The following is a 23,244-nucleotide window of genomic DNA, read 5'->3' as shown; positions in this document are numbered from 1 at the left end:
GTGATTTCCTTCACGCCTTAAGCTCGGGCAACCGTCGCTGAGCGCCAACTGGCACGCCGGCGGATCGCCCGCTTCGAAGGTCTGATCGAGGTAATGCCGGATGGTCTCGTCGTCGGTCAGGCGGTCCGAATTTCCTTAGCTTCGCTGTGGTTCAAATGAAAAAACCCGCGATGCCAGTGAAGGCCGCTCGCGGGCCTGGTGCCGTGCACAGAAAGGTGTCAATGAATTTCACCGTCATTGCTCTCAAGCCAAGCCGGAATATCACGCGTGCCGTTGAGCACGCGCCAGATTTCGACATGAGCCTCGCGCTCAATGTAGAAGATCAGGTGCGGATAGCGATCAAGCGGCCACGACCGCAGGCCCGGTATGTCCAGCTCATACGCGTAACGGGGAGACCCGATGTTGGGGTGCCTGGAAAGACGTGCGTATGCCTGCTCGATCTCCGCGATGAACCCGAGCGCTGCCTGTTCCGAGCCTTCGTCCACGAGGTAGTGCGTCACCTCGTCCTCTACGTCCTGCCTGGCCAGCCGTGTCGGGATGACGGGCTTAGCCGTCATTTGCGAGAAGTACGCACGCGGGCGCGCAACGATTCGAAGTAGTCAGAGTCGATAGGGGCTGCGAGGCCAGACGTCGCGCCCTGCAAGATCATCGCGCGCAGACGCTTGCGATCCTGGTCCTTCCGGATCAGTTCGCGGACGTACTCGCTGCTCGTGCCGTAGCCGCCCTCGCCGACCTGTTCGTCGACGTAGTCCTTCAACGAATCCGGCAGGGAAATGTTCATCGTGCTCATGCAAACCACTCTATCACTCTTTGGCAAATTTTGCCAAACCGCCGGTAGGCCTTCCGGTGTATTGAATCGCACGTGCAGCGTCCGTATGGAGGGCGTCCGTTGTCATGTCGTGACGCTCGCTGCAAATCCGCGTGCAATCAAACGTTTGCAGGCGTTCTCGGACAGATCATCCACAGGCTCTTCCACTTTTTCTGTGCACAACTTCACCAAAGTGTCATGTGATAGGAAGAAATCGCCGTCAGGTGCGACCCGGGCGTCAACTATCCATATGGCGCTGACGTGTCGGACCATGTTGCGGCCCTGACGTCAGGCGAGAACTGTGCCGAAGGTCTTGTTCCGCCCGCCGGCCTTCGCGCTGTACAGCGCGTCGTCGGCGGCCCGGATGACTGATGCGACAGTATCGGCGACCTGCCCCTGCCAGGTCGCGGCACCAATACTCACCGTAATATGCCCCAGGGCGGCTGGCGCATGTTCAATACCCAGTCGCGCCACGGCCTTGCGGATCGCTTCGGCGATCGCCAGCGCGCCCGCTGCGTCCGTATGCGGCAGCACAATCACGAATTCCTCACCGCCATAGCGGGCCGCGCTGTCACCCGGGCGCCGGATGTTTTCGGAAATGCAACGGGCCACCGTGGCGAGCGCGTCGTCCCCCGCCTGGTGACCATAGGTATCGTTGTAGAGCTTGAAGTGATCGATATCGACAAAGAGGATCGACAGCGACTCGCCCAGGCGCCTGGCCCGGCGCCATTCACCATCCAGCAACTCGTCGAGCGCGCGACGGTTGTTCAGGCCGGTCAGGCTGTCGGTACGCGAGAGCATCGTCAGCATCAGTTCGGCTTTCGCCCTGCGCGACAGTGACGAGGCGAGCAGCACGGACAGGCCGACAAAGCTCAGGGCAAACGCTGCCATGAGCGTGCCGAGCCGGATTGCCCGCTCCCGCCAGGCGGCGTAGATGTCCGGTTCGGCCGGTGCGACCTCGACAATCAGGGGAAGGCCCGGCAGGTGGCGGAATTCATAGACGCGGCGGATGCCATCAATGGAGGCCCGGTCTGCAAACGAGCCCTCGGGCTGGGTCATCATTTTCGAGAACGGTCCGGTGCCCGTCAGGTCTCGCCCGATGACCTGCGGGTTGTAGGGTGCGCGCATGATCAGGTGCCCGTCCGTATGGATCAGCGCCATCGTGCCGTGGGGCCCGAGCGTCAGCCCCGACTGCAGCCTGCGGAAGTATTCGAGCTTAAGGGTGCCGACCGCCACGCCCCGAAAGGAACCGTCCGGATTGTTGATGCGCCGGCTTAACACGATGATCGGGTCGCCCTTGCGGATCCGCGACACCAGCGGGGCACTGACATAGAGACCCGCGGCCGGGTTGTCCCGATGCACCGTGAAATAGCGCCGGTCGGCCAGATTCACGTGGGACGGCACCTCGGAACGGGAATCGATCAGCACGTTTCCGGCCGCGTCCAGGACCAGCATGGAACCGAGATCCTTCGCGGTGGTGGCGCGGTCGAACAGTAGCGCATTGCGTAACCGCGCCGGCAGTGCCATCACCTCTGGCTGTCCGACGCCATCGACAACGGCCTGCAGCGACAGGTCATAGAGTTCAACGTTGCGCAGGATGTCCCGCTCGATGACTAACAGCGTATTGCGTGACGCGTCGAGGGCGTGCTCGAGGGCGTCCTGCCGCCCGTCATACAGGAGCACCGCACACACTGTCAGCATGGCGAACGCGATCACCAGAGCGCCGCCAATCACCGCATGGGGTGAACCAAGGTGTGCCAGCAGGCGGCCAGAGAGGAAGCGGACCGGAATCACGCGCTTTGCCTTCTTGATGTTTTTTGACAGAAACCGGGCCATGCGTCGACGACATTGATGGTCCAGCCGGGCAGCCCGTCTGGCTTCAGTGCCGGCCTGTCCTTCAATGGCTGCGGGCCCGGTCGGCAATGTACCAAAAAATTGTCGGTGCGGCCGGCGACCAGGTTCCTGGATATCGGGCCCATTCGGGGAGCGCGACGGTCAATGGCATGCTCGACCGCAGCCGCCGGAGAGTGTCGTTGAATCGGCGCGCCGGCCAGGCCGGGAAAGGAGCAGGCGGTAGCAGACTTCCTTGCCGCCGGCCTAGGAGATGACCAACCGGGAGGCGACCACACCGATCGGTTCGCCCACCTTGGCTCACTGAACCAGCATACAAATCTTAAAAGCGCACGCACGGACGCTAGTAAGATGAGCGCGATCGGCAATAAGAGGATGGTCCGTGAACGCATCAGTCGTCTCTGCCCTGGCTGCACTTGTCGGCGCCGTGATCGGCGGCCTGACATCGGTTCTTGCCTCGTGGCTGACCCAACGCACCCAGGTTCGCGCGGAGTGGCGGGCGCACGACCGCATCCGGCGGCAGGAGCTCTACAGGGATTTCATCGAAGAAGCGACGAAGTGCTATATCAACGCGCTGCAACACAACGAGCCGGATCTCCCAGCGCTCGGCAGCCTCTACGCGAAGATCAGCCCATGCGGGTTCAGTCATCGCGTGAAGTCGCAGATGAAGCCGACTTGATCGGACGCAAAATCGTCGACACCTACCTCGCGCCAGACAAGTCCTTTCTCGAACTGCGCGAGATGCTCGCGGATGGCTCGATCGACATCCTCGGCAAGTTTAGCGATGTATGCCGCGCGGAATTCGAGTCGCTTCGCGCCCATCGTCGTGAAAGTCCACTACGATGAAGGAATAGCGAACCACATCGGCCCCGAGCCGTGCGTGGGCATCCGCGAGGATGTCGGCGAAGCGTCGGTATTCACCCGGACTCAGGGTGGCGTGACGCTGACCGATGGCGGCACTTTGTTGCTGGAACGTGCCCGTCCCATACTCCGGCAACTCAACAAGCTCGTCGATGAAGTCGGCGACCGGGCTGCGGGCCAGTTGTCCATTGGTGTCGCGCCGTCCTGGCAGCACATGTTCACGTCGAAATACATCCCGAAGCTTGTTGAAGAATTCCCGGGCGTGTCGTTGCGAGTCCATGAAGGCGCCAGTCATGAGCTCCGTGAAGTCATGCACTCCGGAATGCTGGACCTCGCGATAGTCCCGTTCGAAGGGTCACCGCCACAAGGGTATGTACATACGCCTCTTGTGCGTGAACCGCTCATCCTCGTTTCGCAGAAAGGGGCGCAGCTGCAGTCAGACCGGCCTGTGCCGCTCTCACGCCTGGACAACCTGAAGTTGGCACTACCTGGCAAGCCGAATGTCATCCGCACACAGATTGAAAATTCACTCGAACGAAAGGGCTTCCAGTTCAAGCCAATCTTCGAAATCGACGCGATGAATCTTTCGATTGAGTTGGCTCGTCAGGGCGTGTGCGACACCGTGACGCCGTGCTGTGCGGTGAGCGACCATCCTCGCTGGGAAAAGGAGGTCGCGTGGAGCCCCGTTCGCGGCATGTACATGACCTGGGCGCTCTGTGAGAACACCGCCAGGTCGCATTCACCGGCCGTGCGCGAAGGGCAGAAACTGGTGTACAAGCTCGTGGATGAAATCCTGGCTCGCGGAAAATGGCTTGGAGCGGAACGACTGAGCAAAACGGCAAAGGCTGCCGCATTCGAGCTGCTTCAAGAGGCGTAGGCGTGGATGTCAGGCGGCATGAAACGACAGGTCAAACTGAATCCGCACGGTAGAGGTGTGGCGCGCCTGTTCATACACGCACCACACGGTTGCATCATTAAGGCCGCCGCGTCTCTCTCGAACAGGGTTCGCAACCCGAGGCGCAGGACCGTCTGATTCGCACCCGATGATGTCGCGAACGTGCCATTCACGGATGCGAAGGCATCTGCACCACCGCTGGCGCGCTGGTAGATGGCATTGACATACACGTCTGTGCGCTTGGACAGGAGGTAGTCGAGCGTGATGCCACCCTGATTCGAATGATTGTTGGTGAGCTGGTCGTTGCCCTTTGCATAGATGTAGTTCGCGTAGAGAAAGAGGTCGGGCGCGAACGTATAGAGGCCGCCAATTTCATAACTGTCCACATGCGCGCCGGTGAACGTGTTTCTCGTGTTCGTGTAGAGGACATCAAGCGCGAACCTGCCGAAATCATATCGACCACCCGTGCCCCAGTTGCGAATCCCGGAGTGACCATTGTCGATGCCATCTTCTTTCGAATACGTATATGCCGCATCCAGACGAAGGGGGCCATTGTCGTAGGAAGCGCCGAAACTCGTCAGGTTGTTGCTTCCGGTCTGGCCCGCGATGTTGCTGAAGCCATACATCGCACCGAAACTGAACCCATCATAGTGCTTCGAGGTGAACTTCACCGTGTTCGGCGTGGCTGCTCCGCCCGCTATCCGCGTGTAATCGAAGGTGCCCAGCGGCGCTCCGAGTTTGGCAAAGGGTCCACCCGGGAACTGCTACAGGCTGACATACGGAATTTGATGGGCCCATCGCGCAATGGACAGGTTGTCGAACATATAGTCGAATTGCCGACCCAGCGTCAGGGTGCCATAGGGCGACGCGATACCGACGTAGGATTCGCGGCCCGTGAATGCACCTCCTCGAGCCGTGCCGCTGTTCAGGTCCGGCTGCGAATCCATCACAGCCAGCGTTTGAAATCCACCGCCCAGGTCTTCGATGACGCGAATCCCGGGCAGGTTCGGCGCCTGAATGCCGGACGCCATCTGTATGAGCGAATGTCCGCCCGAATTACTGACGTACGTGACGCCGTTGTCGAGCAGACCGAACAGCGTCACGGAACTCAGCGCGTGTGATTGCAGCGGAAGCATCGCAATGGCGATTGCGAGAATCTTTTTATTCACAGGAGCACTCTCAGAAATCGATGGCAAACAACGCGCCATGCCGACGCCGCAACAGCGGTCGGGCAGGATGTTTGAATTCGGAGGTCGAGCGCCTCGTCACACGCTCAATGCGATGAGGCACTGCATGACAGGCAACGACGCCCCAGAGAAACAACTGTGTTCAATGGGGTACGTCCGTTTCCGGGAGTCAGCTAGATGACGCCGACCCGACCAACACGAATAGAACGGTCGCGGGAGCTGCCGATGGATTGCGCCACGCGTGCCGGGTGCCTCGCTGTATCACAATATCGTGAGCCTGCAGCTCTTTGGTCTTTCCGTTGTCCAGTTCGAGCGTGAGGTGACCGGTAAGCACCACGCCCGTAGTCCAGCGTCGGTGTGGTGTGCATACCCGGACTCTCGGCCTCAAATGTCTCGGCAAGCCCGGGCAGCTTTTCAATCTGTTCGCGGTGCGCCGCCATCCCGTCGAACTGCTCGCTGAGCATCACGCTATCCGGCGGGAACGTGACGACCAGCAGCCGGCTGCCGCCCGGACCCGGAACCCATGACGTGGGCCACGGTCCCTTGTCGGAAAACTCGAAGTCTGCAGCCGTGCCTCCGTCAGTCGCCCACAACATGGTGACATCAAGGCCGAGAATGGATTCGAACTTCGCGCACCACGGCGACGAGCCATCGCTCAGAAAGGTGGAAGCACCGTCGCCGTCAATCGCCGTGACAATTCGCCTTACCATGACGCCCTCCCGCTCAGACTTGCGACGGGTTAATCACGACATTCGTGAAACCACCATGGCGATGGTTGACAGCGTCGAGTGCCTCATTGATTTTTTCCAGCGGGAAGACTTCGTGCTCGAACACGGAAAGGTCGAGCGCGCCGGAGTCGGCCATAGCTGCCATATTTTCGCCTTCTGCGGGCGTGAACCACAGCGAGCCGATGAACGACTTCTGCTGGCACATGAGCGGGAAAGGTTCGAGCGGAATCGGGTCCGAGACACCGCCCACCGAGACAGCCTTGCCCCCGCGACGAAGCGCCGAGAAAGAGTCCAGAACGTTCGACACCGGGGCTCCCGGACCGAGCGCCTGGAGAACGACATCCACGCCGTAGCCTTCTGTTGCCTCCATGACGACGTCGCGCACGCTCCGTTCCCCAAGGACAATCGGATGGATGCGCGCCGGGTCAAGGTCCTTGAGTTGCGCGAGCAGTTCCTTGTTTCGGCCAGTTGCGAAGATTGTCCTCGCCCCCATTGCCAGGGCGCACAGGGTGCCACCCAAGCCCAAGGTGCCCGTGGCGCCGTCGATAATCAGCGTCTGCGACGCCTCCAGACCAGCTTTCCTGAGACCGGCGTAGGTCGTGCCGATGTATCCGAAGCGGGCGCCGTGTTCGAATGAAATCGAGTCGGGAAGCTTGACGAGATTGGCCGCCGGGGCGGTCATGAACTCGCTGAAACCGCCGTAGGGGTAGTCCTCGTAGATTTGTTGGGAACCCGGCCCGAAGCCGAAATAGCCTTGGAAGGTATAAGCGGGACAGTTCGTGTTGTCGCGCCGACGGCATGCCGGACAGCTACCGCATGACAGGCCGGGATTCACGTAGACACGGTCGCCCGGCTTGATGCCATGGACAAGGCTGCCCACCTTTTCAACGACGCCGGCCGCATCAAGACCGTAGATGGCGGGGAGCTTCGGCAGCGGCACAAACGGAAACCACTTGGGGTAATGGGCTACCACGTTGTGCAGGTTGGGCACTACGCCGCACGCCTTGACCCGAACCAGTACATCGGTCGCACGCGGCTCGGGAACCGGGATTTCATCGACCTGGAACGCTGCTCACACTTCGTGCAATCGTGCGGCACGCATCGTCTTCATGCTTGTCTCCATTAAGTAATCAACGTTTAAGCGAACCGTTTTCTCTCTTACAAGCCCTTGCACGCAGACAGATATGTGCAGAGCAAGGCTGTTGGGAGGCTAGGTTACAGCACGGCCGCTACGGGCTGTTATGCAATCAGCCTATAGCTGTTATCCACACGGATGCCGGGGGAGGCATGCCGCGCGGCCAGATGAATAATTGGACCTATGAGCAAAAGGCACAGTGGATTTGATGACGTCGATGCTGCCGATAGAGAAAACATGAAAGCAGAAAACTATCTGAACCCCAAAACCCGGGATAAGAACGTCGCGCGATACATCACGCAAGGGTTACACGCGCTGCCCGTGCACTCAGGGATGCGAGCACTTCTGAAGGACAAGGAAATGCCTCCCCAATGCACGTATTCGACGGTTGTCGACCCGGCGCTCAGATTTCACTCGGGCATTACGTCGCTGAATCCGACCAGAGCGGTCAGCCTTCATCGCAACCGCAAAAAAGCCTCGCTTCGTGCAATGTCAGCCACCGCAAAGATGCCGGCAAATTGGCAACTGCTTGCGACGCATTCGAAACTACTGTCTTCGAAGGTGAAGATGAAATGGCGCAGCGCAATCGCCGGCGCAATGTTTGGCCACCACTCGACAACGAGGCTCGATGCCAGGACCTCGTACGCGCCGTAGGGACGCAAGCCTTTTGCATACAGGACGTGCTGAACCAACTCCTCGTCGTTGGGTGGACCGAGGCTTTGGAAGACGGCGCCATCGAACCGCACGACGCAGAAAGGCTCTTCTTTCTGAACGAAATGACCGTACCGGCTCAGTTCGGACGAGGTAATACGATAGACGAGGATGGCACGACCCTCGTCAGCAATGACAAACGGGTCCGTCGATGCCGGTGCCGGCATCGGAACCGTACCGAGGAGCACAGGAGTGTCACCTGCCCCTCCTATTAGCGTACCCGTCGTCCCCGAATGCATAGCACTTACACGGCAAGAAAACTTACTTAGTAATTCTAGCGAAGTGGCATAACAGCGGGTAGGTGTGCCGCCATCGCCAGCCGCTTCGACCGTCGATGCAGGCCAGCTTCATCATACGAAGGATGGCTGCCCCGACCTGATGCAGAACGCCGGTTCCGAACCCTCTCGTGAAGACAGCTTGATGTGGTATTTCACAGGTAGGTATCGGATTACATCGTTGCCTCCAGCTAACGACGGTGCGCGGACTTCGAGAGCGTTCCAGGTGCGCTTCTGCCGTTAATAAGGCGGTCGATTGTAGTATTTGTGCATCCGCTGGCCCCACGCAGCATCCGCCATCGACGGCCAATTGTCGCCATCGAATGCCGGTGCGTCCTTGATTTGTTGGGCACTCATGTCGAGATGGAAACACTCATTGGCGATATCAAGAGTTAATGCGCTCCACGGAATAGCACGGAGTGTGAGTCCTGTGCCCAGGAATTCTCCTTCGGCCAGCACCACATAGACAATTCGACCGTCGCGCATATCCGCCATGATTTCCAACACCCTTCCGACGTCGTTGCCGTCGACAGAAATCACTCTCATGCCCGCGAACGCCGACGTCGGCATGACGGCAGGCACCTGTCGGTCTATGTCACCGACGATTTTGTCGCGGCTTTCATCAATACGAGACCCGTTCCCATGATTGAGAGGTCTCATACGTCCCCCCTTGAATCGGCGAGCTACTAGCACCACAGCAATGGTCGCGCCCGCTTGAGTGCAAGCAGCGTCTTCAGACCAAAACGATGACCGGTGCACCTGTAACCATCGGGAGAAGTCGACACATCCCTCGTGGGGCCGTGGACGCCTGTTGGGGCGCACCGGCACAGGAATGACTGCCCTAGTGAGACTGAAGTCGGCTATGGGAATGCTGGATGCTCGTACGTATTACTCATAGGGGGAGAACGCAGTGATGAGCCGCGTGCTTTTAGTCGACGACGACGCAAATCTGCGGGAGGCTCTCGTAGCGCTCATGACAGCTGAGGGATACGACGTGACGGTCGCAAATGACGGGCTCGAGGCATTGGGCGCAGCTCTCATGGATATTCCGCAGGTCATCGTCTCCGATATTCACATGCCGGCTCTGGAAGGAACGGACCTGGTTCGCATGTTGAAAGCCATCCCGCGACTTTCCTGCGTCCCGATTATCCTGATGTCCGGCGTCGATACCGAGGCCAGCGTTCCCGTGGAGCACATTCTCAAGAAGCCATTCGACCCAGCGGTATTACTCGAATTCGTGTCTCAGGTCACGGCACACCTCGGCGACACGCCCATAGAAGCTCTGTATCGCGAGCCAGAGCATCATCCCGCTCAGGCATTGTTTCCCGGACCGCAGATATCCGCCAGCGCTGAAGCCTGCGCGGCACGTGTCCGTCGTGGACTGGAGCTTGTTCATGAACAGGCAGCGCGCGTTGACCTGCTCCGGAACTCGGGTACTGACGTCAGCCTCGCAGAACAGTCATATGAGGTGCTTGTCGCGTGCGTTGCCGCGCTGGTCAGACTCGAAATGATGGCGACGGCGGCGCCGATATTGTTTTCTGCCACGTCGCAAGCTACCGGTGGACGCGGCGATTCACAGGTCAGTGAGTCTGGACGAAAACGCAGTCCCGGCCATTCCTCTTAGCGGTCTGTACATCGGCTGGCTCGCGGCCGAAGGCAGGGCCCGCGTGCTGCAGGCGATGAGCGATGGGCGGAATATTCGCCGCACATAGCCGATATTGCATCGCCGCATATCCGTTTTCCATAGTCCGGTCAGAATTGCCGAACTAGAATGTGATGTGAACTGGCTCCCCGTAGAGGACGGCATGCCGAGGCTGTCACATTCTGGTGCTGCGAGCGACGCGCGGCGCACGCAGATGCTTGCCACCGGGAAACTCGACACACGGCCGCACCGTGCCCCCGACTATGCGGCTGAGAACGACGCGTTGCATACGTTGGCCAAAGCGCTCAGTGCGTCGGATGCGGTCATGCTCCAGACGCTCGTCGACACGACTCTGGCGCTATGCAACGCCGGCAGCGCTGGCATCAGCTTGCGGGACCGCGATGCTACGCAACCTTCCTCGTTTCGCTGGGTCGCCGTATCCGGACGGTGCGCAGCCTATGTGGACCACGTCATTCCATCCGGTGCGAGCCCTGCGGGGGTGGTACTCGAATTCGACGCGCCGCAACTGTTCGCTTTCCCGAAGCGCCAGTTCGCTTGCATGGCCGATATCGAGCCGGAGATTACTGAAGAACTTGTCGTGCCGGTTCCCGGCGTACCCGAGCCGTGGGGCGCACTATGGGTGATGTCGCATGACGAAGCACATCACTTTGATAACGAACATCGCCGAATCCTGACGAGCCTTGCGAACTTTACGTGCGCAGCACTCAGCATCAGGCAGGCGAACGCCGCCGCCGAAGCACGCGCCGCAGAAGCCGAGGCGGCACGGCGCGCCCTCGCCGCAGAGGAGGCCAACAAGGACAATTTCATCGCGATGCTGGGTCATGAACTGCGTGGTCCGCTCGCTCCCGTCGACAGTGCACTCGCTGCTGCGCAAAAGCTGGCTGCCGACAGTCCTGCTGTGCTATCGGCTCTCGCCGTTGCCAACCGTCAGGTGGGACAACTGAAGCGTATCGTGAGCGACCTGCTGGACGCCTCGCGCATCAGGACCGGCAAGCTCGGTGTTCATCGCGCCTACGGCCTGCTCGGCGACATCATTAAGGATGCAGTCGGCACTGTCCGGGAGGAAGCCGAAAAGCGCCAGCATCGGTTCCGGGTGGAGCAGCCGCCGTATCCACTGACAGTATTTGCTGACGCAGGCCGACTGGCGCAGGTCTTCACGAACCTGTTGGGGAACGCAGTCAAATACACGCCATCCGGTGGCGAAATCACGCTGCACGTTGAAGCGCCCGACCCCGGCACGATTCCCGAGCATGACTCGACGCCACGGGAAGCCGTCATCACCATTCGCGACAGTGGCATGGGCATCGCCCATGACCTGCTGCCACACGTCTTCGACCTGTTCACACAGGCTCCGGGCGTCCGCATGCGCGCAGAAGGCGGCCTTGGCGTGGGACTGTCTGTGGTCCACTACCTTGTCAATGCGCACCGGGGCGAGATTGCCATCTACAGCGAAGGCGAAGGCAAAGGCACGGAAGTCACCGTGCGCCTGCCCATTGTCTGTCGGAGTCAGATTGCGCACGCGGCGCCCACCACCCACGGGATACCGCCTGCCCGCATCCTGCTCGTCGACGACATTCCCGATGCGACGGAAGCGCTGGCGATACTGCTGACGCTGGACGGTCACGAGGTGAAGCGTGCACAGAGTGGAGCGGAAGCCCTGTCTCTGGTCGAGTCCTTCACGCCGGACGTCGCACTGATTGACATCAACATGCCCGGCATGGACGGTCACGAGCTTGCGCGTCTGCTGCGGCAGCGAACACAGTGCGCCTCGACCCGCCTCGTCGCGCTCACCGGATATGCTGCGACGACACCCGAACGCGGCGCGGACGAATTCGACTGCTATCTCGTCAAGCCGCCGTCGCTTGAGGACCTGGGTGAAGTGCTGCGCGCGTGACGCCGGCCTGGTCCGGTCGATACAGCCGGGCCCACAATCCATCGCTATGCGTCTTCGCATTTGACCGAGCCGGCAAAGCTCGCGGGCCAGGGTTGCCACGTAGCGGGCAACGAGAGCAGAGCCGTGACATTCATGTCTTCGTCAAGCTCGGGCCAGAAGAGTTGTTGATGGTCGAGTGAAATTGCGAAGTTGGCCCTGTCCCTGTCGCTGGCAACCTGCAGAAGTGGAAACCAGTCGAGTGGAAACCCGACAGCGCGGCCATCGGCAAAGTGCAGAAACACATTCGAACTGTCAAAGTGCACGTCAATCGCTTGGGCATGCATGGCTGCCTCCCGACGCAGAAGGGAAAATCACAGGCGATATTGGGCAGAATGGCAATTGCCGCCTTTTCCGGGCATCTCGTGAAACCGCTCCCGGCGGACCGACGTTGCCGACGACTTGCTTCCGGCCCAGTTCTCCATTGACGCAACAACGCGTGGCGCGCGATGCTCACCGGCTTCCAAAAGAAGGGCCCGGCAACAGTCCTGCACGACGGCGGCCACCGGCATCACCACGGGAACGTCGGACGTTGGTCGGCCTTAAACATTTTAAGTAATCACGGAACTGTGCCCTTGTTGCGTTCATCTACCCCATCTGCACTTCTCATTCCTCTCGTGCAGCGCTGACCAGAACAAACCAGGCCAACGCAAGCACGAATCTTTTGCCATTAGCGCAAAAAGTACAGGGCTACGCTGTGCACGCGTTTCACAGCAGCACCCACCCACACGCGAACATGCCCTGGAACAGACATTGCAGGAAACATTCATCGTGTTCCGACGGACTTGTATGACTCGCATACTACTGGTGGACGACGATACCAACTTGCGGGAAGCACTCAGAGCTGCGCTCGACGCCTCAGGCCACGAAGTAGTCGTTGCGCCGAACGGACGCGAAGCCTTGCGCCTCGCGCATGACAGCCATCCGCAGGTCATCGTTTCCGACGTGACAATGCCGTTGATGGACGGCATGGAAATGACCCGTCGAATCAGGGCGATACCCGCATTTGAGCGAGTGCCAGTGGTGCTCATGTCCGCGCGTGCGGCTGTTCCGACAATCCCTGTCGCGGCCATGCTGCGAAAACCGTTTGCCCCGCCGGAACTGCTGGCGGTGCTTGACGGGCTCCCTAGCTGCCTCACCGCAAACGAAGTGTGGGCATCGGATAGTCCTCTGGCCGCGACGGCGAGTGCCGAAGGACAGCGGGGCGGCGTACCGTTCGCGATTCGAGGCGAAAAAGAGCGCGCTCGGAGCACCTCCGCGCGCGAGCGCCGCATCCAACGAGGCATCGAACTGGTCCAGGCTCAGGAGAAGCGCTTGCACGGGCTTCACAGCAGCAGCGTTAATTCGGAGCTCGCGGAGCAACTCTACGACTGCCTGCGCGTCAGCGTCGCAACGCTCGTCGAACTGGAGCGCGCATCTCATTCAGGAATGTCATCGCTCACCTAGCCCCACTCGGCGCGAGGCGGGGTCGCAGGCAGCCTTCTGCATTCGTGATGCACGTGTACCCGATTGGTGGCGCGGTCGACATTACTGGACCGAGGTCTTGCCGAAACGCGAACACCGCCACGTAAACAGCTAGAGCTTCTTGGACTTTATGCTGTCGATAGCTGCGGCAATTGTCGCGCGATATTCAATCATCACCTGGAGCGTATTCTGCATTTCCGCGAGCAGCTTTTCGGCCAACCCCGTATGTGCCCGTCCCTCTCAAGCGCCTGCAGCAATTCGAGCTGGCGGCCGATTCGAGAGTGCGCAGCCGAACTGGCAACGTCTGCCTGCCGGAGGTCGCGCATTTCGTCGTCCAGATTCATTTGCGCCCTCCTGACGCCGAATGTCAGTAGTTTATGCGACAGCCAACGTTGTTCCAGTTTCCAGGGACAGGGGCGGCGCGACGGGGCGACGCTCAGGTCGTGCTTGCCGCATCGGCACGGCGTGTTGCTGCGGTGCTGCAGCACTGACGGCATCGGGGAGTAGGAACATGTCACCAATGGACACCTGCAGCTTTCTTGAATCACTCGGAGACGAAGCGCGAATCCTCGCGTTGAAGCACTTCCGGACCAGGTTCCACATTGCAACAAAGTCCGACGACACTCCCGTCACGGTAGCAGACCGCGAGATTGAACGGCGACTGCGAGAACTCATCCTGTCGCGGTATCCATTGCATGACCTCGTAGGAGAAGAGGAAGGCGGAGAGATTGGCGAGGGCATCACCTGGGTGATTGACCCCATCGACGGCACGAAAAGCTTCGTAGCGGGCCTCCCGCTATTCGGGACGCTTGTAGCAGTACTGGAAAACCGACTTCCTGCTTACGGCATGATTGAAGTCCCGGCACTGCATGAGCGCTGGATAGGGTACGGCAATCACACCGTTCTTAACTGGGTGCCGTGCAAGGTCAGTCGGTGTACGCATTTGGGCGACGCGCGACTTTGCACAACGGACCCAGAGATTTTCGTTGGCGAGGCGTCAGAAGCCTTTTCAATTCTGTCGCGGCGCACAGTCCGAATCTCCCGGTTCGGAACCGACTGCTACGGTTATGCCCTGTTAGCCTCCGGCCACGTCGACCTCGTTGCAGAAGCCGGCCTAGAAATTTACGATGTAGCCGCGCTAATTCCTGTCGTTCGCGGCGCGGGCGGCGTTGTGACGACATGGTCCGGTCATCCGGTTAACGAACGTTTCGATGGCACAATCATCGCGGCTGCGACCTCAGAACTACATGCCGAAGCGCTGCGAGTCCTTGGACACGCCTAGCCGAAACCTCACTGCACGAGCCAACAGCCACAACGACATCTGCGTCAGGTATTCCGACGAATCCTGCCGTGACAGTTTAAGTTTCACCCTCGCGTGCCGTTAGACATGCACATGCATCGCTGCGGTGCCGGCGGGAGACGAGATGATAAAGAAAAATGCATTTTCGCTCGCATATCTGCGAGCTCATGCTGATGAACTCGTCGCGGCCGTGCACGGCAGTAACAGCGTCATAGTCATCACAGACAACGGTGTCCCGAAGGCGGCACTGCAAGACGTGCGTTCGTGCGAGTATTGAGCTTCCCCTGAAATTTCGCCTTCCAGCAGGTCGCGTATAAACTCGACCCAAAGGAAGGAAAGAAGAGATGTTCAAGGTACCGCACCAGGTGTACACGGCAGAGTTCAAGAAAGCGGCCGTGCAACGAGTCAGGGACGGGCAAAGCGTAAGCGCTGTGGCCCGCGAACTGGGCATGTCGATGCAGACGCTGCGTAACTGGCTCAAAGCGTCGGAAGCCGGCAAGCTCAATGGTCCCGGGGCGAAGGTCGTCACAGCGGAACAGATGGAGCTTTCGCGTCTGCGGGCGGAGAACAAGCGCTTGCAGATGGAGCTGGAAATCGCAAAAAAAGCGGCGGCGTTCTTCGCGAAGGACCTCCTGTGAAGTTCGCCTGGATTGACACGCAGTGCCGACACTATCCGCTGTCGGCGCTGTGCGAGGTCCTTGGTGTAAGCGTCAATGGCTACCGCGCGTGGAAGCGCGGCGGCACACCCGAGCGACAGCGGCTCACCGATGCCCAGTTGCTCACGTTGATTCGAACGATTCATGCCAAGTTCAAAGGTGCCTACGGTTCGCCGCGCATGACCGACGAGGTGCGCTCTCGCGGCTTTCCGGCCAGCAAAGCACGGGTGGAGCGGCTGATGAGCGCCAACGGTATCCGAGCTCGCCACAAGCGCCGTTATCGGGTGACAACCGATTCTCGACACAAGCTACCGGTCGCACCGAACGTGTTGAACCGTAACTTCACGGCGGTCGAGCCCAACCAGGTGTTTACCTCGGACATCACGTACATCTGGACCGACGAAGGCTGGCTGTATCTGGCGGTCACGCTGGACCTGTTCAATCGGGAGGTCGTGGGCTGGTCGGTCAAGCCGCGTATGACTGCGGACCTCGTAACCGATGCGTTGACGATGGCATGGTTCCGGCGCCGGCCTGCGCCCGGCGCGCTGCACCACTCGGACAGAGGCAGTCAATACGCGAGCCATGAATTCCAGCGCAAGCTGGCTACCTACGGGATGCGCTGCTCGATGAGTCGCAAAGGGAATTGCTGGGACAACGCGCCGACGGAAAGCTTCTTCAACAGCCTGAAGAACGAGCGGGTACACGGCACGAGGTATCGCACGCATCGCGAAGCCATTGCGGACTTGTTCGAATACATCGAAGTGTTTTATAACCGCAGTCGTCGTCATTCATCGCTCGGCTTCACGTCGCCAACTCAGTTCATGCAAGACTGGCTTGCGGCTCAGCGGACAAAGGATACGGCCGCATAACCCCGGGCCTCTGGAAGGCGAAAAACCGAGGGAAGCTCATATCTTCATCGTGCAGTTAGCCTGCTCGAGAAACTCGTCTCTGAACACGCTGATGTCCTGGCGCTGAATCGCGCCGAAATCGATTCGGTCCTCGGACAATTGCGCACAGTCAATTGATAAGCTTCTGCGCGGCTTGTTTCTGTTTGTCCATTGACACCACGTTTTATCAAGCGCGATGCCCGTCGTGAAATCGGCAAAACCCTCGCGTTGAGCGGGGTGAACTTGGGGAACGCCTGTCAATGATAGGCGACGGTGCTGTCACAGATAAGCGTACGACGCGCGACATGCTGTTGCGGCGCTCGGCTCGCAACCTTTTCTGCGGCCAGGTTCCCGACCGCAAGCACGCTTCAGTCTTCCGGTGAAAACGGTGAGCCGCCAGTGTTTTCCTCAAACCACTGAAACGCTTCTTCCGCGCTGACGAAGCTGATGCGCTCGCGCATCGCCTTGAGCGTTTTGACTTGCTCCTTGATGTCGGGACGCGGACTGCCGTACGCATTGAGTACTGCTTTTCCCGCAAATACCCGCTCCATTCTTACACTCTCGAGTTCAAGCGTGACCTTGAAGAATCCTCGCGAAATAGTGTTGTTTGCCAGGCTGTCGTCTGCGACGATGACCTGGACCGATGTATCCGAGTCGGCAGGTTCACCCCACAGTGTCGCGGTATCGGTCAGCTCCGTGCCGATAAGTTCACCAGCACGGGCGTAGCCGTCCTGCACGCTGGTGACGGTTTTGTGAATCGGGTCGATGAGGAACGATACGTCCACAGCGTCTCTCCGCAAGGTCAGGGGCTATGCGGTCCATAATACACACTGACAGCCTATACGGAAGTTCGCCGACGGCTTCCCGGCTCAGTCCTCGAGCACCACCTGCTAGTCCAATCGGACCTGAACGTCGATGACGTTCACCACGTATCTGCTGACCACGGCCAGGCGCCTGCTTGAAAACATCTTCCCGCATGCTTGCATCAAAGGCGCGAGTATCATCGACCGTGGACGCAACGGACGGAGGTGCTGCGATGGACGACCGGTTTGACAGACGCGAGCTGCTGCTTCACCTCGGGGACATGCTCGAAGCATCGACCTGTTTGGCCAGGACAGGCCGACCGGATGCACCGGTGACGCGGCTTGCAAGGTCGCAGGAATCGCTGCAGGAGTTCGAGTTCCTCCGGGCGCTGGACCCGAGAATGACGGTGGCCGAGATCGGTGCACGCGTCGCCAGCGCATTCTTCCTGTGGCCAAAGGAACTGCTCGAGACGGAGCTCAACCGCAACGCGCTTGCGTCGACCATCCAGCATGATCTTTTTGATGGCAATTCTGGCGGCTGGAAGGTGCATGTCGCACATATGCAGACCAAGGTCGGCTGGTTTGGAACGGGACTTCCCGAGATGGAAAGCAGCGCTTCGGTCGAACTGGCGCCCGCCGCCGCTAACGACGCAAGTCCCGTTGAAGCGTCGGTCGAGTCAGAACCGTCCGCTGAGTGGGATGCGCCCGACGAGAAAAAGGGCTGGCCGCGGCCTCAGCCGGGTTCGACGTCATGAAGCGCTACTGAACCATACGGGACGTACGACCAATGTCGGGCCTACTGCGCGTCATCATCCGGCCGGCCTGGATAACGCGAATGGGGGAGCCTGTAGTAGTACTGGGCCTGACGGCGCACAGCCATGCAGCCAGGCAAATGTCCTGAACATTTCGCTAGTGCTGCTTCACCCTGCCACCGAGCGCTGTGAGCCACGACACGAATGACTGCGGCGCGACGCCCTTGTCCTCAATACCTGGCTCGGAAGACTGGTAACGGTTGTGACCCGAGTCATTAGTTGATACATGCGGCCTGATAAATCCCCAGTTTCCAGATTCATCTGCAACCTTCGTCCGTGCATGGACAGGGTGTCTTTGCGAATCAGAATATCGGTCGAGCAGAGCTGATTTCGGAGTACAAGGGCACACGCGTCTCCTGGCAAGATGTCGTGCAAGGTGCCTCCCGTTACGGCAAGACCCCTGGACACACGTTCCTGCTTGATACAGGTGATGGGACGGTTATTGACGGAGCTCGCGGAGGCAGCACCGTCCGCTGGATGAATCACAGTTGTGAACCGAACTGCAAGGCGTACGTCTCCGACGGACGCGTATTTATTTACACGCTGAGAGATGTCAAACGCGGTGAAGAACTGACGATTGATTACGGACTCGTCGTCGAGGGACCACGAACAGACGAAGTTCGAGACCTGATCGGTGCCACTGCGGCTCGCCCAACTGCCGCGGCACCATGCTCGCTGCCGAACGGTTTCAAGCCGCCTGAAGTCCGCGTACTGAAACGCCCACCGCGACAACGATAATCGTTGCATGGCGCGAAGCGGGTCGAAGACCGTCTGCGACGGTTACTGAGGACCGTCTTGTGTTCGTGTGAAAAGCCGGCCATGTATTTTGTGCCGCGGGAAACACCACCGCCCTCAACCATGACCCGGGCGGTGGCCCCCCACGACATGCCGGATATCAGGGCGACCGTACTGGAGCTGCTTCCGCCGACCTCGAACTGGCCATCGCCCATGCTATGGATGGTTTGCAATCGCGCCCGCTTCGTGCCTTCACAGCGGCAAGCAGGTGGGCCAATCGACAAATCGACCACTGACTTTTTTGCGATACAAGCGGCGAAATCGCCGAACCCGTTCGTACATTGCGCACGTATTGAGCGGCGAGCGCACTGTCATGCCGGTTGCGTGAACATGGGTAACGGGCGCCGTGCACGTGGGTGCGCCCTCTCACAGGACCGAGAGGATGAGATGACCAATACCGAAGGGCAATCCTTACGTCTCGTAGTGGAAAAATGGCTTGGTTTCAACCCTTCCAAGACCGCAAGAATCACCGCATTTGGCCGTACGGTCTCGGGTGGAAGGCGCTATGTGTGCGTTGAGACTACGCACGACGGCGAGCAATTCGCACTCTTCTTCTTTCGCCACAGCGACGGCTGCTGGAGGGTGTTTCCCCCCGCTACGACGTTCCCGGAGATGACTTTGGAGCGTTTGGCCGCGTAGCAGCAATGCGATGCGTCGCCTCCGAGGGCTATCCTCGGTTGCTCTCTCGCGAGAGCGAATCGAGGCCTATGCTCGCGCGCCGCATCTAAAGAATGAAAATGCGACATATCTGCCCCGTGGCGTCGGTGAACTGAAACACATTCAGTCGGCCAGCTCTGACGTCAAGCAGAAGCTGCTCGACATCCACAATAAAGTACGCAAGGGACGGGTTGTATTCGACCTCGGACATGAGGTCCTGCCTTCTCTCGAGAAGTCGTTGAATCGCGCTGGCCCGGGAAACAAAAATTTGCTCCATCGATAACCACCTCAACCAGAGCGAGTACCGGCTGACCCCGCCGCACCACACAGACCAATCGGCGGGTTGTGGCGCGAACCACCGCGCGACAATTCACTCACGCGAAGCGCAATTTTCAGCAAACCGGCAAACCTGGATGCCTTGATGCAGACCGCTGCAGCGCTCGTAGCTTGCCGGATAGTGGATGCCCGACGCAGAAGAGGACTTCTACCCCTCTTCCTCCTCCGGCGCCCCGCAAGCAAGCATTAGATGACCTTTCTTACGGTGCTTCGCCGTCGCGTGAGCGCAGTCTGCCATTCATGAACCAGCCCATCTCCACGAGATGGTCCAGGCACATGTCATAAACCGCCCGCACAAACGTAGCGCGAAAGTCGAGTCGGGGATTTTCAGAAGCCGCGACTGACTCGACGCCGAGCACCACCGGCAAATTCACCTCGACGCGTTCAGCAAGCGTCTGCGACCAGCTTGAGATTGACACGCGCTCAAACCAGTCAGCGTCGCCCCCATTTGCGGCCAGCCAGATTCGTTCCAATTCGACGACGTTCCCGATAGTGAGCCAGTCGCCACTAACGAGCCTTGTCAGAAGTTGAGACTCAACCAGGAAGGCGAGCAACTCAGCTCTCGCCCGAAGGTCCAATTTCAGTTGGCTCATAGTTTTATCTGCACTCCTTAACGATAATGGAAAGCTCGCCGCAATCACGTGAACAACAACCTGTCTTCAGGCAACCACTTAATTGATTCTTTAAGATGCGCTTGCAGACTTGGCCTATAACGATTCGACCACGTTATGCGACTCAAGAAGTCCAATCGGCTGCGGGCTTTTCCTATTTGTTCGTCGCTCAATTTCATTGAGCTCGTACATCAGCTCTTGCAACGTATTGAGTTGATATTCCGTCAGGCGAGCCGTTTCAATGCGGGTGTTCAGCCGATTACGCCAATAGTCAATAAGCATAATCTCCCGAGCACACTGGACAACAGTCGCACGCATAACTCGGCCGATATGCATGATGTCACGCTCGACAATTGGATTCATCTTTGCCCTCGGAATCTCTTAGTACTTGTTCCTACGGGACGCTTAGCGCCTCTTGCTTAAAACGTACACAATTGAGAGACTCAATGCAATCGCGTTGCCGTGAAATATAACGGTATGCTCGCGATTAAAGTCAGGATTTAGTAATTTCTTCCCACTCGCATTAAAACGCATCAAAAATGGAATCGATATCACGGTAACAAATTCGCAAGCCGCAAGCATTGGACCTCTTGCCATCAGCATGCCGCCTGGGTGCCGCTATGCGTAGGTTGAGCTGAACCAGCCGCAACAACCCATCTTCGCGGGTTGTATGGACCAGGTCGGAATGACCGTGACGCACCCATCCACGCGTTGCGCGTGGATATGCTGATTGGCACGTTTCATCCCTGTGTGGGACAAAGTCGTCCGTCGCAGCTGGTCGGGCCGTGCGATCCCGCAATCGCGAATGCGACTCTCAGCATACCGTTCAACGACTTCGTCGCACATCGCGATGGCGGGCACGCTTCTTTAGAAAGTGAGACTTTTCGCAATTCCTGCTGCGACGCACACATCTGAACAGAGTAGTCTTCATCGGCGTGACGTTGTGTCGCAGGGGTTTCCCCTGGTGGGTGGCCGATTCCCAATTCCGACAAGGCTGCGGGCGGTTAATTGCGTGCGCACGTGGCCCTCCTCAAGGACAGAAGATTGACATTCGCATCTTGGGCCCTAGAATGAATTTCGCTGCATTGCACCAATGAATCCACTCTGCGACTTGCCGCGAACCATTCGGCTTAGCAGTCTGTCGCACATTCCCACCACATGGAGCTTGTGATGAGCAATCTTCGCCCCGAATACATTGGCGCCGCACAGAGAGCCGCCGTTGACACAACATTTTGTCTCCTAACCACGACTCTTGACGGCGCCCGGAAACTCGTCGAGTTGAATGTGCAGACGCTCAAATCGACTCTCGAAGAAAATCAGGAAAGCCTGGTCAAGGGCTTGTCATCCCGGGAGCCACACGCGTTGCTAGCGCAACAGAAAAGCCTGGCTCAAACCGCCCCGGAAAAGGCACAGGCGTACTGGCGTCACATGTGCGAAATCCTCTCGGGGACTCAGGGCGAACTCGTGACATTCATCGAGGCGCAGTCCAGGCAGTACCAGCACAAGGTACAGAGTTCCGTTGACAACACCGCGAAAACCCCACCGGTCAGCAGCGAATCCGCTGTTGCGGCGTGGTCATTCCCAAAGGCGCCGGGCTAGCCCACAAGGACAGAACCATCAAGCAATAGTGTCTTGTGGTCATCTGCCAAGGTCAATTCATGCGGGCGAGCCCTGTCCGCATTTTTGCGATTGTCGACTGATGCTTAACAGCAACCGGTGCGCGTCGTGCGTCATACACGACGTGTTCACCTTTGGGCAACGAGTGTGCAAATACATGCGCGGAGAACCGTCTTGACTTCCTCGGAGCACGGCCCGTGACCCATTATGCAGTGGCAACCTGCGTGCGCAGACGTTCACGCTTTAGCGCAACTTCTGTGATGAGCAGCTTGGAGCGGATATGACAATGGACGACGTTCTCACCGCGGAGCCGTGTGTTTCTTCCGACGGCAAAATGGTAGTTTTCGTTGCGTCAGTCCGTAACCAGTCGATGCAATGTTCCATTGCCCGTGCCGCACTTGAACAGCACTTCTGGCTGCCACCCAATGCGGACAACGGGCGGATGCTGAAAGCATTCGCCGACGGGAAACCGCGCATTGTTGCCGTTGCCGAACGGAGAATGCTCAAGGCGCCGGGCGCACCGATAGCATTGACCGCTGCAGATTTTTGCTGACAGGTGATGCATCGCTGACGGCACAACGCACGCCTACCCCATGCGCCGCCGCGAATTTGCGGCGCTTCTTCCAGTCGGAGCTGCGGGTGACAGGGTGTGGGCAACAAAGGGCGCGCCGATGGCACGGGATGACCCGGAAACGGGGCTCGACACATAAACGACGATGAACGTTAAGAACACTTCTGGCGAAGCTCGCGCCCTTGAACGCGTAGTAAGCGCTGCACGTGAGGTACAGGCGGCGTCATTGCGCCTCGAAGCGCACTACGCACGAGACTCGAATGAACCACCTACGACGCTGGAACTGGCGCGGTTTGCCGCGGCCATGCAGGAACTGAAAGACGCGCGGGAAGCCTTCGACGCGTTGGTTGCGAAACGAGACGCCTCCTCGACCTAAGGTCATCTCATGAGGCGGGACAAGGCCGCTCGCCCCGGCGCGAACGCCCGGCCGCCCAAACGGATACCGCCTGGCATGCAGAAACCGCAAACGCGCTATGCGGAGAAACAAGCCTCAAGCCGAAAGCTTTCCACCAATACAAGCACCGCCCTCTGCAGTGCTGGTGCCCTGACAGCTGGTCGCCTTAGGGCAATGCTGATCAAGCCGTGTAAACGCGACTGAGCGCGGTTGAGCATGCGTAAACTTTCTGAATAACCAATGAAGATGGTCGTTCCGCTTCGTTTTACCGCGCCGCAGGCGTTCTGCGCGGGCTTT

At 59.1% G+C, this 23,244-nt stretch carries 27 protein-coding genes and 1 pseudogene; 15 read left to right on the top strand and 13 right to left on the bottom strand.

Features of this window, described 5'->3' with window-relative positions; translation table 11 throughout:
* Nucleotides 1–218: 218 nt before the first annotated feature.
* The 3 genes from AB4Y32_RS29280 to AB4Y32_RS29270 all read right to left on the bottom strand — a co-directional run bounded on the left by AB4Y32_RS29280 (nucleotide 219) and on the right by AB4Y32_RS29270 (nucleotide 2,644).
* Entirely contained in the window at nucleotides 219–557 is a 339-nt protein-coding gene (locus AB4Y32_RS29280; RefSeq protein ID WP_368724665.1) for a type II toxin-antitoxin system RelE/ParE family toxin, read from the bottom strand.
* A complete protein-coding gene (locus tag AB4Y32_RS29275; RefSeq protein WP_368724664.1) occupies nucleotides 554–790 on the bottom strand; it encodes a type II toxin-antitoxin system ParD family antitoxin in 237 nt (78 codons plus the stop codon). The genes AB4Y32_RS29280 and AB4Y32_RS29275 overlap by 4 nt, the downstream gene beginning before the upstream one ends.
* Nucleotides 791–1,096: 306 nt before the next feature.
* The gene (locus tag AB4Y32_RS29270; RefSeq protein WP_368724663.1) at nucleotides 1,097–2,644 is read right to left on the bottom strand and encodes a diguanylate cyclase; all 1,548 of its coding nucleotides are present in this window, start codon (nucleotides 2,642–2,644) and stop codon (nucleotides 1,097–1,099) included.
* A gap of 397 nt (nucleotides 2,645–3,041) precedes the next feature.
* Between AB4Y32_RS29270 and AB4Y32_RS29265 the strand changes: the two genes are divergently transcribed.
* Genes AB4Y32_RS29265 through AB4Y32_RS29255 form a run of 3 tightly spaced genes read left to right on the top strand, consistent with a single transcriptional unit; the run spans nucleotide 3,042 to nucleotide 4,397 of the window.
* The gene (locus AB4Y32_RS29265; RefSeq protein ID WP_368724662.1) at nucleotides 3,042–3,338 is read left to right on the top strand and encodes a LapA family protein; all 297 of its coding nucleotides are present in this window, start codon (nucleotides 3,042–3,044) and stop codon (nucleotides 3,336–3,338) included.
* On the top strand, nucleotides 3,335–3,505 hold the full coding sequence (locus tag AB4Y32_RS29260; RefSeq protein WP_368724661.1) for a hypothetical protein: 171 nt from the start codon (nucleotides 3,335–3,337) through the stop codon (nucleotides 3,503–3,505). Before AB4Y32_RS29265 ends, AB4Y32_RS29260 begins: the two co-directional genes overlap by 4 nt.
* The gene (locus AB4Y32_RS29255; protein ID WP_368724660.1) at nucleotides 3,486–4,397 is read left to right on the top strand and encodes a LysR substrate-binding domain-containing protein; all 912 of its coding nucleotides are present in this window, start codon (nucleotides 3,486–3,488) and stop codon (nucleotides 4,395–4,397) included. The genes AB4Y32_RS29260 and AB4Y32_RS29255 overlap by 20 nt, the downstream gene beginning before the upstream one ends.
* Here AB4Y32_RS29255 and AB4Y32_RS29250 read toward each other — a convergent pair.
* The 5 genes and pseudogenes from AB4Y32_RS29250 to AB4Y32_RS29230 form a co-directional block, all read right to left on the bottom strand.
* A pseudogene (locus tag AB4Y32_RS29250) lies at nucleotides 4,385–5,551 on the bottom strand (porin). The gene AB4Y32_RS29255 and the pseudogene AB4Y32_RS29250 overlap by 13 nt on opposite strands.
* A gap of 220 nt (nucleotides 5,552–5,771) precedes the next feature.
* Nucleotides 5,772–5,936 (bottom strand): hypothetical protein, encoded by a 165-nt coding sequence (locus AB4Y32_RS29245; RefSeq protein WP_368724735.1) that lies wholly within the window; start codon nucleotides 5,934–5,936, stop codon nucleotides 5,772–5,774.
* A gap of 389 nt (nucleotides 5,937–6,325) precedes the next feature.
* Nucleotides 6,326–7,348, bottom strand: coding sequence for an alcohol dehydrogenase catalytic domain-containing protein (locus AB4Y32_RS29240; RefSeq protein ID WP_368724734.1), 1,023 nt, complete (start codon nucleotides 7,346–7,348; stop codon nucleotides 6,326–6,328).
* 572 nt (nucleotides 7,349–7,920) lie between these two features.
* The gene (locus tag AB4Y32_RS29235) at nucleotides 7,921–8,364 is read right to left on the bottom strand and encodes a hypothetical protein (RefSeq protein ID WP_368724659.1); all 444 of its coding nucleotides are present in this window, start codon (nucleotides 8,362–8,364) and stop codon (nucleotides 7,921–7,923) included.
* Between the two features lie 327 nt (nucleotides 8,365–8,691).
* Nucleotides 8,692–9,111, bottom strand: coding sequence for a PRC-barrel domain-containing protein (locus AB4Y32_RS29230; RefSeq protein ID WP_368724658.1), 420 nt, complete (start codon nucleotides 9,109–9,111; stop codon nucleotides 8,692–8,694).
* 253 nt (nucleotides 9,112–9,364) lie between these two features.
* On the opposite strand from AB4Y32_RS29230, the gene AB4Y32_RS29225 reads away from it, so the two are divergent.
* On the top strand, nucleotides 9,365–10,075 hold the full coding sequence (locus AB4Y32_RS29225; RefSeq protein ID WP_368724657.1) for a PleD family two-component system response regulator: 711 nt from the start codon (nucleotides 9,365–9,367) through the stop codon (nucleotides 10,073–10,075).
* Between the two features lie 232 nt (nucleotides 10,076–10,307).
* Nucleotides 10,308–12,008 (top strand): hybrid sensor histidine kinase/response regulator, encoded by a 1,701-nt coding sequence (locus tag AB4Y32_RS29220; protein WP_368724656.1) that lies wholly within the window; start codon nucleotides 10,308–10,310, stop codon nucleotides 12,006–12,008.
* A gap of 44 nt (nucleotides 12,009–12,052) precedes the next feature.
* Here the strand turns inward: AB4Y32_RS29220 and AB4Y32_RS29215 are convergent, their stop codons facing one another.
* Complete coding sequence (locus AB4Y32_RS29215) at nucleotides 12,053–12,331, bottom strand: DUF2442 domain-containing protein (RefSeq protein ID WP_368724655.1); 279 nt, start codon at nucleotides 12,329–12,331, stop codon at nucleotides 12,053–12,055.
* Nucleotides 12,332–12,851: 520 nt separating this feature from the next.
* Here AB4Y32_RS29215 and AB4Y32_RS29210 point away from each other — a divergent pair.
* The 4 genes from AB4Y32_RS29210 (at nucleotide 12,852) to AB4Y32_RS29195 (ending at nucleotide 16,333) form a co-directional block, all read left to right on the top strand.
* Nucleotides 12,852–13,490, top strand: coding sequence for a response regulator transcription factor (locus AB4Y32_RS29210; protein ID WP_368724654.1), 639 nt, complete (start codon nucleotides 12,852–12,854; stop codon nucleotides 13,488–13,490).
* A 529-nt stretch (nucleotides 13,491–14,019) separates the two neighbouring features.
* Nucleotides 14,020–14,790 (top strand): inositol monophosphatase family protein, encoded by a 771-nt coding sequence (locus tag AB4Y32_RS29205; protein ID WP_368724653.1) that lies wholly within the window; start codon nucleotides 14,020–14,022, stop codon nucleotides 14,788–14,790.
* 142 nt (nucleotides 14,791–14,932) lie between these two features.
* Nucleotides 14,933–15,085: a type II toxin-antitoxin system prevent-host-death family antitoxin gene (locus AB4Y32_RS29200; RefSeq protein WP_368724652.1), complete on the top strand. Its 153-nt coding sequence runs from the start codon at nucleotides 14,933–14,935 to the stop codon at nucleotides 15,083–15,085.
* Between the two features lie 67 nt (nucleotides 15,086–15,152).
* A protein-coding gene (locus AB4Y32_RS29195; protein WP_368724651.1) for an IS3 family transposase occupies nucleotides 15,153–16,333 on the top strand; the annotation gives its coding sequence in 2 pieces (ribosomal slippage) (nucleotides 15,153–15,405 and nucleotides 15,405–16,333; 1,182 coding nt in all).
* Between the two features lie 386 nt (nucleotides 16,334–16,719).
* On the opposite strand, the gene AB4Y32_RS29190 is transcribed toward AB4Y32_RS29195, so the two are convergent.
* Nucleotides 16,720–17,136, bottom strand: a complete 417-nt coding sequence (locus AB4Y32_RS29190; protein WP_368724650.1) for a hypothetical protein — start codon at nucleotides 17,134–17,136, stop codon at nucleotides 16,720–16,722.
* A gap of 251 nt (nucleotides 17,137–17,387) precedes the next feature.
* Here AB4Y32_RS29190 and AB4Y32_RS29185 point away from each other — a divergent pair, with 251 nt between their 5' ends.
* From AB4Y32_RS29185 to AB4Y32_RS29175, 3 genes are all read left to right on the top strand, one after another.
* Nucleotides 17,388–17,909 carry a hypothetical protein gene (locus AB4Y32_RS29185; protein WP_368724649.1) on the top strand — a complete coding sequence of 174 codons (522 nt, stop codon included), beginning with the start codon at nucleotides 17,388–17,390 and terminating at the stop codon, nucleotides 17,907–17,909.
* Between the two features lie 333 nt (nucleotides 17,910–18,242).
* Nucleotides 18,243–18,704, top strand: a complete 462-nt coding sequence (locus tag AB4Y32_RS29180) for an SET domain-containing protein (RefSeq protein WP_368724648.1) — start codon at nucleotides 18,243–18,245, stop codon at nucleotides 18,702–18,704.
* A gap of 444 nt (nucleotides 18,705–19,148) precedes the next feature.
* On the top strand, nucleotides 19,149–19,400 hold the full coding sequence (locus tag AB4Y32_RS29175; protein WP_368724647.1) for a hypothetical protein: 252 nt from the start codon (nucleotides 19,149–19,151) through the stop codon (nucleotides 19,398–19,400).
* Nucleotides 19,401–19,954: 554 nt separating this feature from the next.
* On the opposite strand, the gene AB4Y32_RS29170 is transcribed toward AB4Y32_RS29175, so the two are convergent.
* Nucleotides 19,955–20,347: a hypothetical protein gene (locus AB4Y32_RS29170; RefSeq protein WP_368724646.1), complete on the bottom strand. Its 393-nt coding sequence runs from the start codon at nucleotides 20,345–20,347 to the stop codon at nucleotides 19,955–19,957.
* Between the two features lie 114 nt (nucleotides 20,348–20,461).
* The gene (locus AB4Y32_RS29165) at nucleotides 20,462–20,728 is read right to left on the bottom strand and encodes a hypothetical protein (RefSeq protein WP_368724645.1); all 267 of its coding nucleotides are present in this window, start codon (nucleotides 20,726–20,728) and stop codon (nucleotides 20,462–20,464) included.
* Nucleotides 20,729–21,535: 807 nt separating this feature from the next.
* Here AB4Y32_RS29165 and phaP point away from each other — a divergent pair.
* The 3 genes from phaP to AB4Y32_RS29150 all read left to right on the top strand — a co-directional run bounded on the left by phaP (nucleotide 21,536) and on the right by AB4Y32_RS29150 (nucleotide 22,929).
* Entirely contained in the window at nucleotides 21,536–21,964 is a 429-nt protein-coding gene (gene phaP, locus AB4Y32_RS29160; RefSeq protein ID WP_368724644.1) for a TIGR01841 family phasin, read from the top strand.
* Between the two features lie 304 nt (nucleotides 21,965–22,268).
* On the top strand, nucleotides 22,269–22,535 hold the full coding sequence (locus tag AB4Y32_RS29155; RefSeq protein ID WP_368724643.1) for a DUF1488 family protein: 267 nt from the start codon (nucleotides 22,269–22,271) through the stop codon (nucleotides 22,533–22,535).
* 163 nt (nucleotides 22,536–22,698) lie between these two features.
* Entirely contained in the window at nucleotides 22,699–22,929 is a 231-nt protein-coding gene (locus AB4Y32_RS29150) for a hypothetical protein (protein WP_368724642.1), read from the top strand.
* 95 nt (nucleotides 22,930–23,024) lie between these two features.
* Here the strand turns inward: AB4Y32_RS29150 and AB4Y32_RS29145 are convergent.
* A partial coding sequence (locus AB4Y32_RS29145) for a hypothetical protein (protein ID WP_368724641.1) occupies nucleotides 23,025–23,244 on the bottom strand: 220 nt, incomplete at its 5' end.

The organism is Paraburkholderia phymatum (genome assembly GCF_040965635.1).
Lineage (GTDB): Bacteria > Pseudomonadota > Gammaproteobacteria > Burkholderiales > Burkholderiaceae > Paraburkholderia > Paraburkholderia phymatum_B.
This window is presented reverse-complemented; position numbering and strand designations above follow the sequence as displayed.

Bases quoted from the DNA above. Each gene is read 5' to 3' on its own strand.
- AB4Y32_RS29165 (WP_368724645.1), bottom strand. From the start codon at position 20,728: ATGAATCCAATTGTCGAGCGTGACATCATGCATATCGGCCGAGTTATG.
- AB4Y32_RS29280 (WP_368724665.1), bottom strand. From the start codon at position 557: ATGACGGCTAAGCCCGTCATCCCGACACGGCTGGCCAGGCAGGACGTA.
- AB4Y32_RS29175 (WP_368724647.1), top strand. From the start codon at position 19,149: ATGACCAATACCGAAGGGCAATCCTTACGTCTCGTAGTGGAAAAATGG.
- AB4Y32_RS29215 (WP_368724655.1), bottom strand. From the start codon at position 12,331: ATGCATGCCCAAGCGATTGACGTGCACTTTGACAGTTCGAATGTGTTT.
- AB4Y32_RS29170 (WP_368724646.1), bottom strand. From the start codon at position 20,347: ATGAGCCAACTGAAATTGGACCTTCGGGCGAGAGCTGAGTTGCTCGCC.
- phaP (WP_368724644.1), top strand. From the start codon at position 21,536: ATGAGCAATCTTCGCCCCGAATACATTGGCGCCGCACAGAGAGCCGCC.
- AB4Y32_RS29275 (WP_368724664.1), bottom strand. From the start codon at position 790: ATGAGCACGATGAACATTTCCCTGCCGGATTCGTTGAAGGACTACGTC.
- AB4Y32_RS29270 (WP_368724663.1), bottom strand. From the start codon at position 2,644: ATGGCCCGGTTTCTGTCAAAAAACATCAAGAAGGCAAAGCGCGTGATT.
- AB4Y32_RS29205 (WP_368724653.1), top strand. From the start codon at position 14,020: ATGTCACCAATGGACACCTGCAGCTTTCTTGAATCACTCGGAGACGAA.
- AB4Y32_RS29155 (WP_368724643.1), top strand. From the start codon at position 22,269: ATGGACGACGTTCTCACCGCGGAGCCGTGTGTTTCTTCCGACGGCAAA.
- AB4Y32_RS29200 (WP_368724652.1), top strand. From the start codon at position 14,933: ATGATAAAGAAAAATGCATTTTCGCTCGCATATCTGCGAGCTCATGCT.
- AB4Y32_RS29220 (WP_368724656.1), top strand. From the start codon at position 10,308: ATGCTTGCCACCGGGAAACTCGACACACGGCCGCACCGTGCCCCCGAC.
- AB4Y32_RS29150 (WP_368724642.1), top strand. From the start codon at position 22,699: ATGAACGTTAAGAACACTTCTGGCGAAGCTCGCGCCCTTGAACGCGTA.
- AB4Y32_RS29225 (WP_368724657.1), top strand. From the start codon at position 9,365: ATGAGCCGCGTGCTTTTAGTCGACGACGACGCAAATCTGCGGGAGGCT.
- AB4Y32_RS29185 (WP_368724649.1), top strand. From the start codon at position 17,388: ATGGACGACCGGTTTGACAGACGCGAGCTGCTGCTTCACCTCGGGGAC.
- AB4Y32_RS29230 (WP_368724658.1), bottom strand. From the start codon at position 9,111: ATGAGACCTCTCAATCATGGGAACGGGTCTCGTATTGATGAAAGCCGC.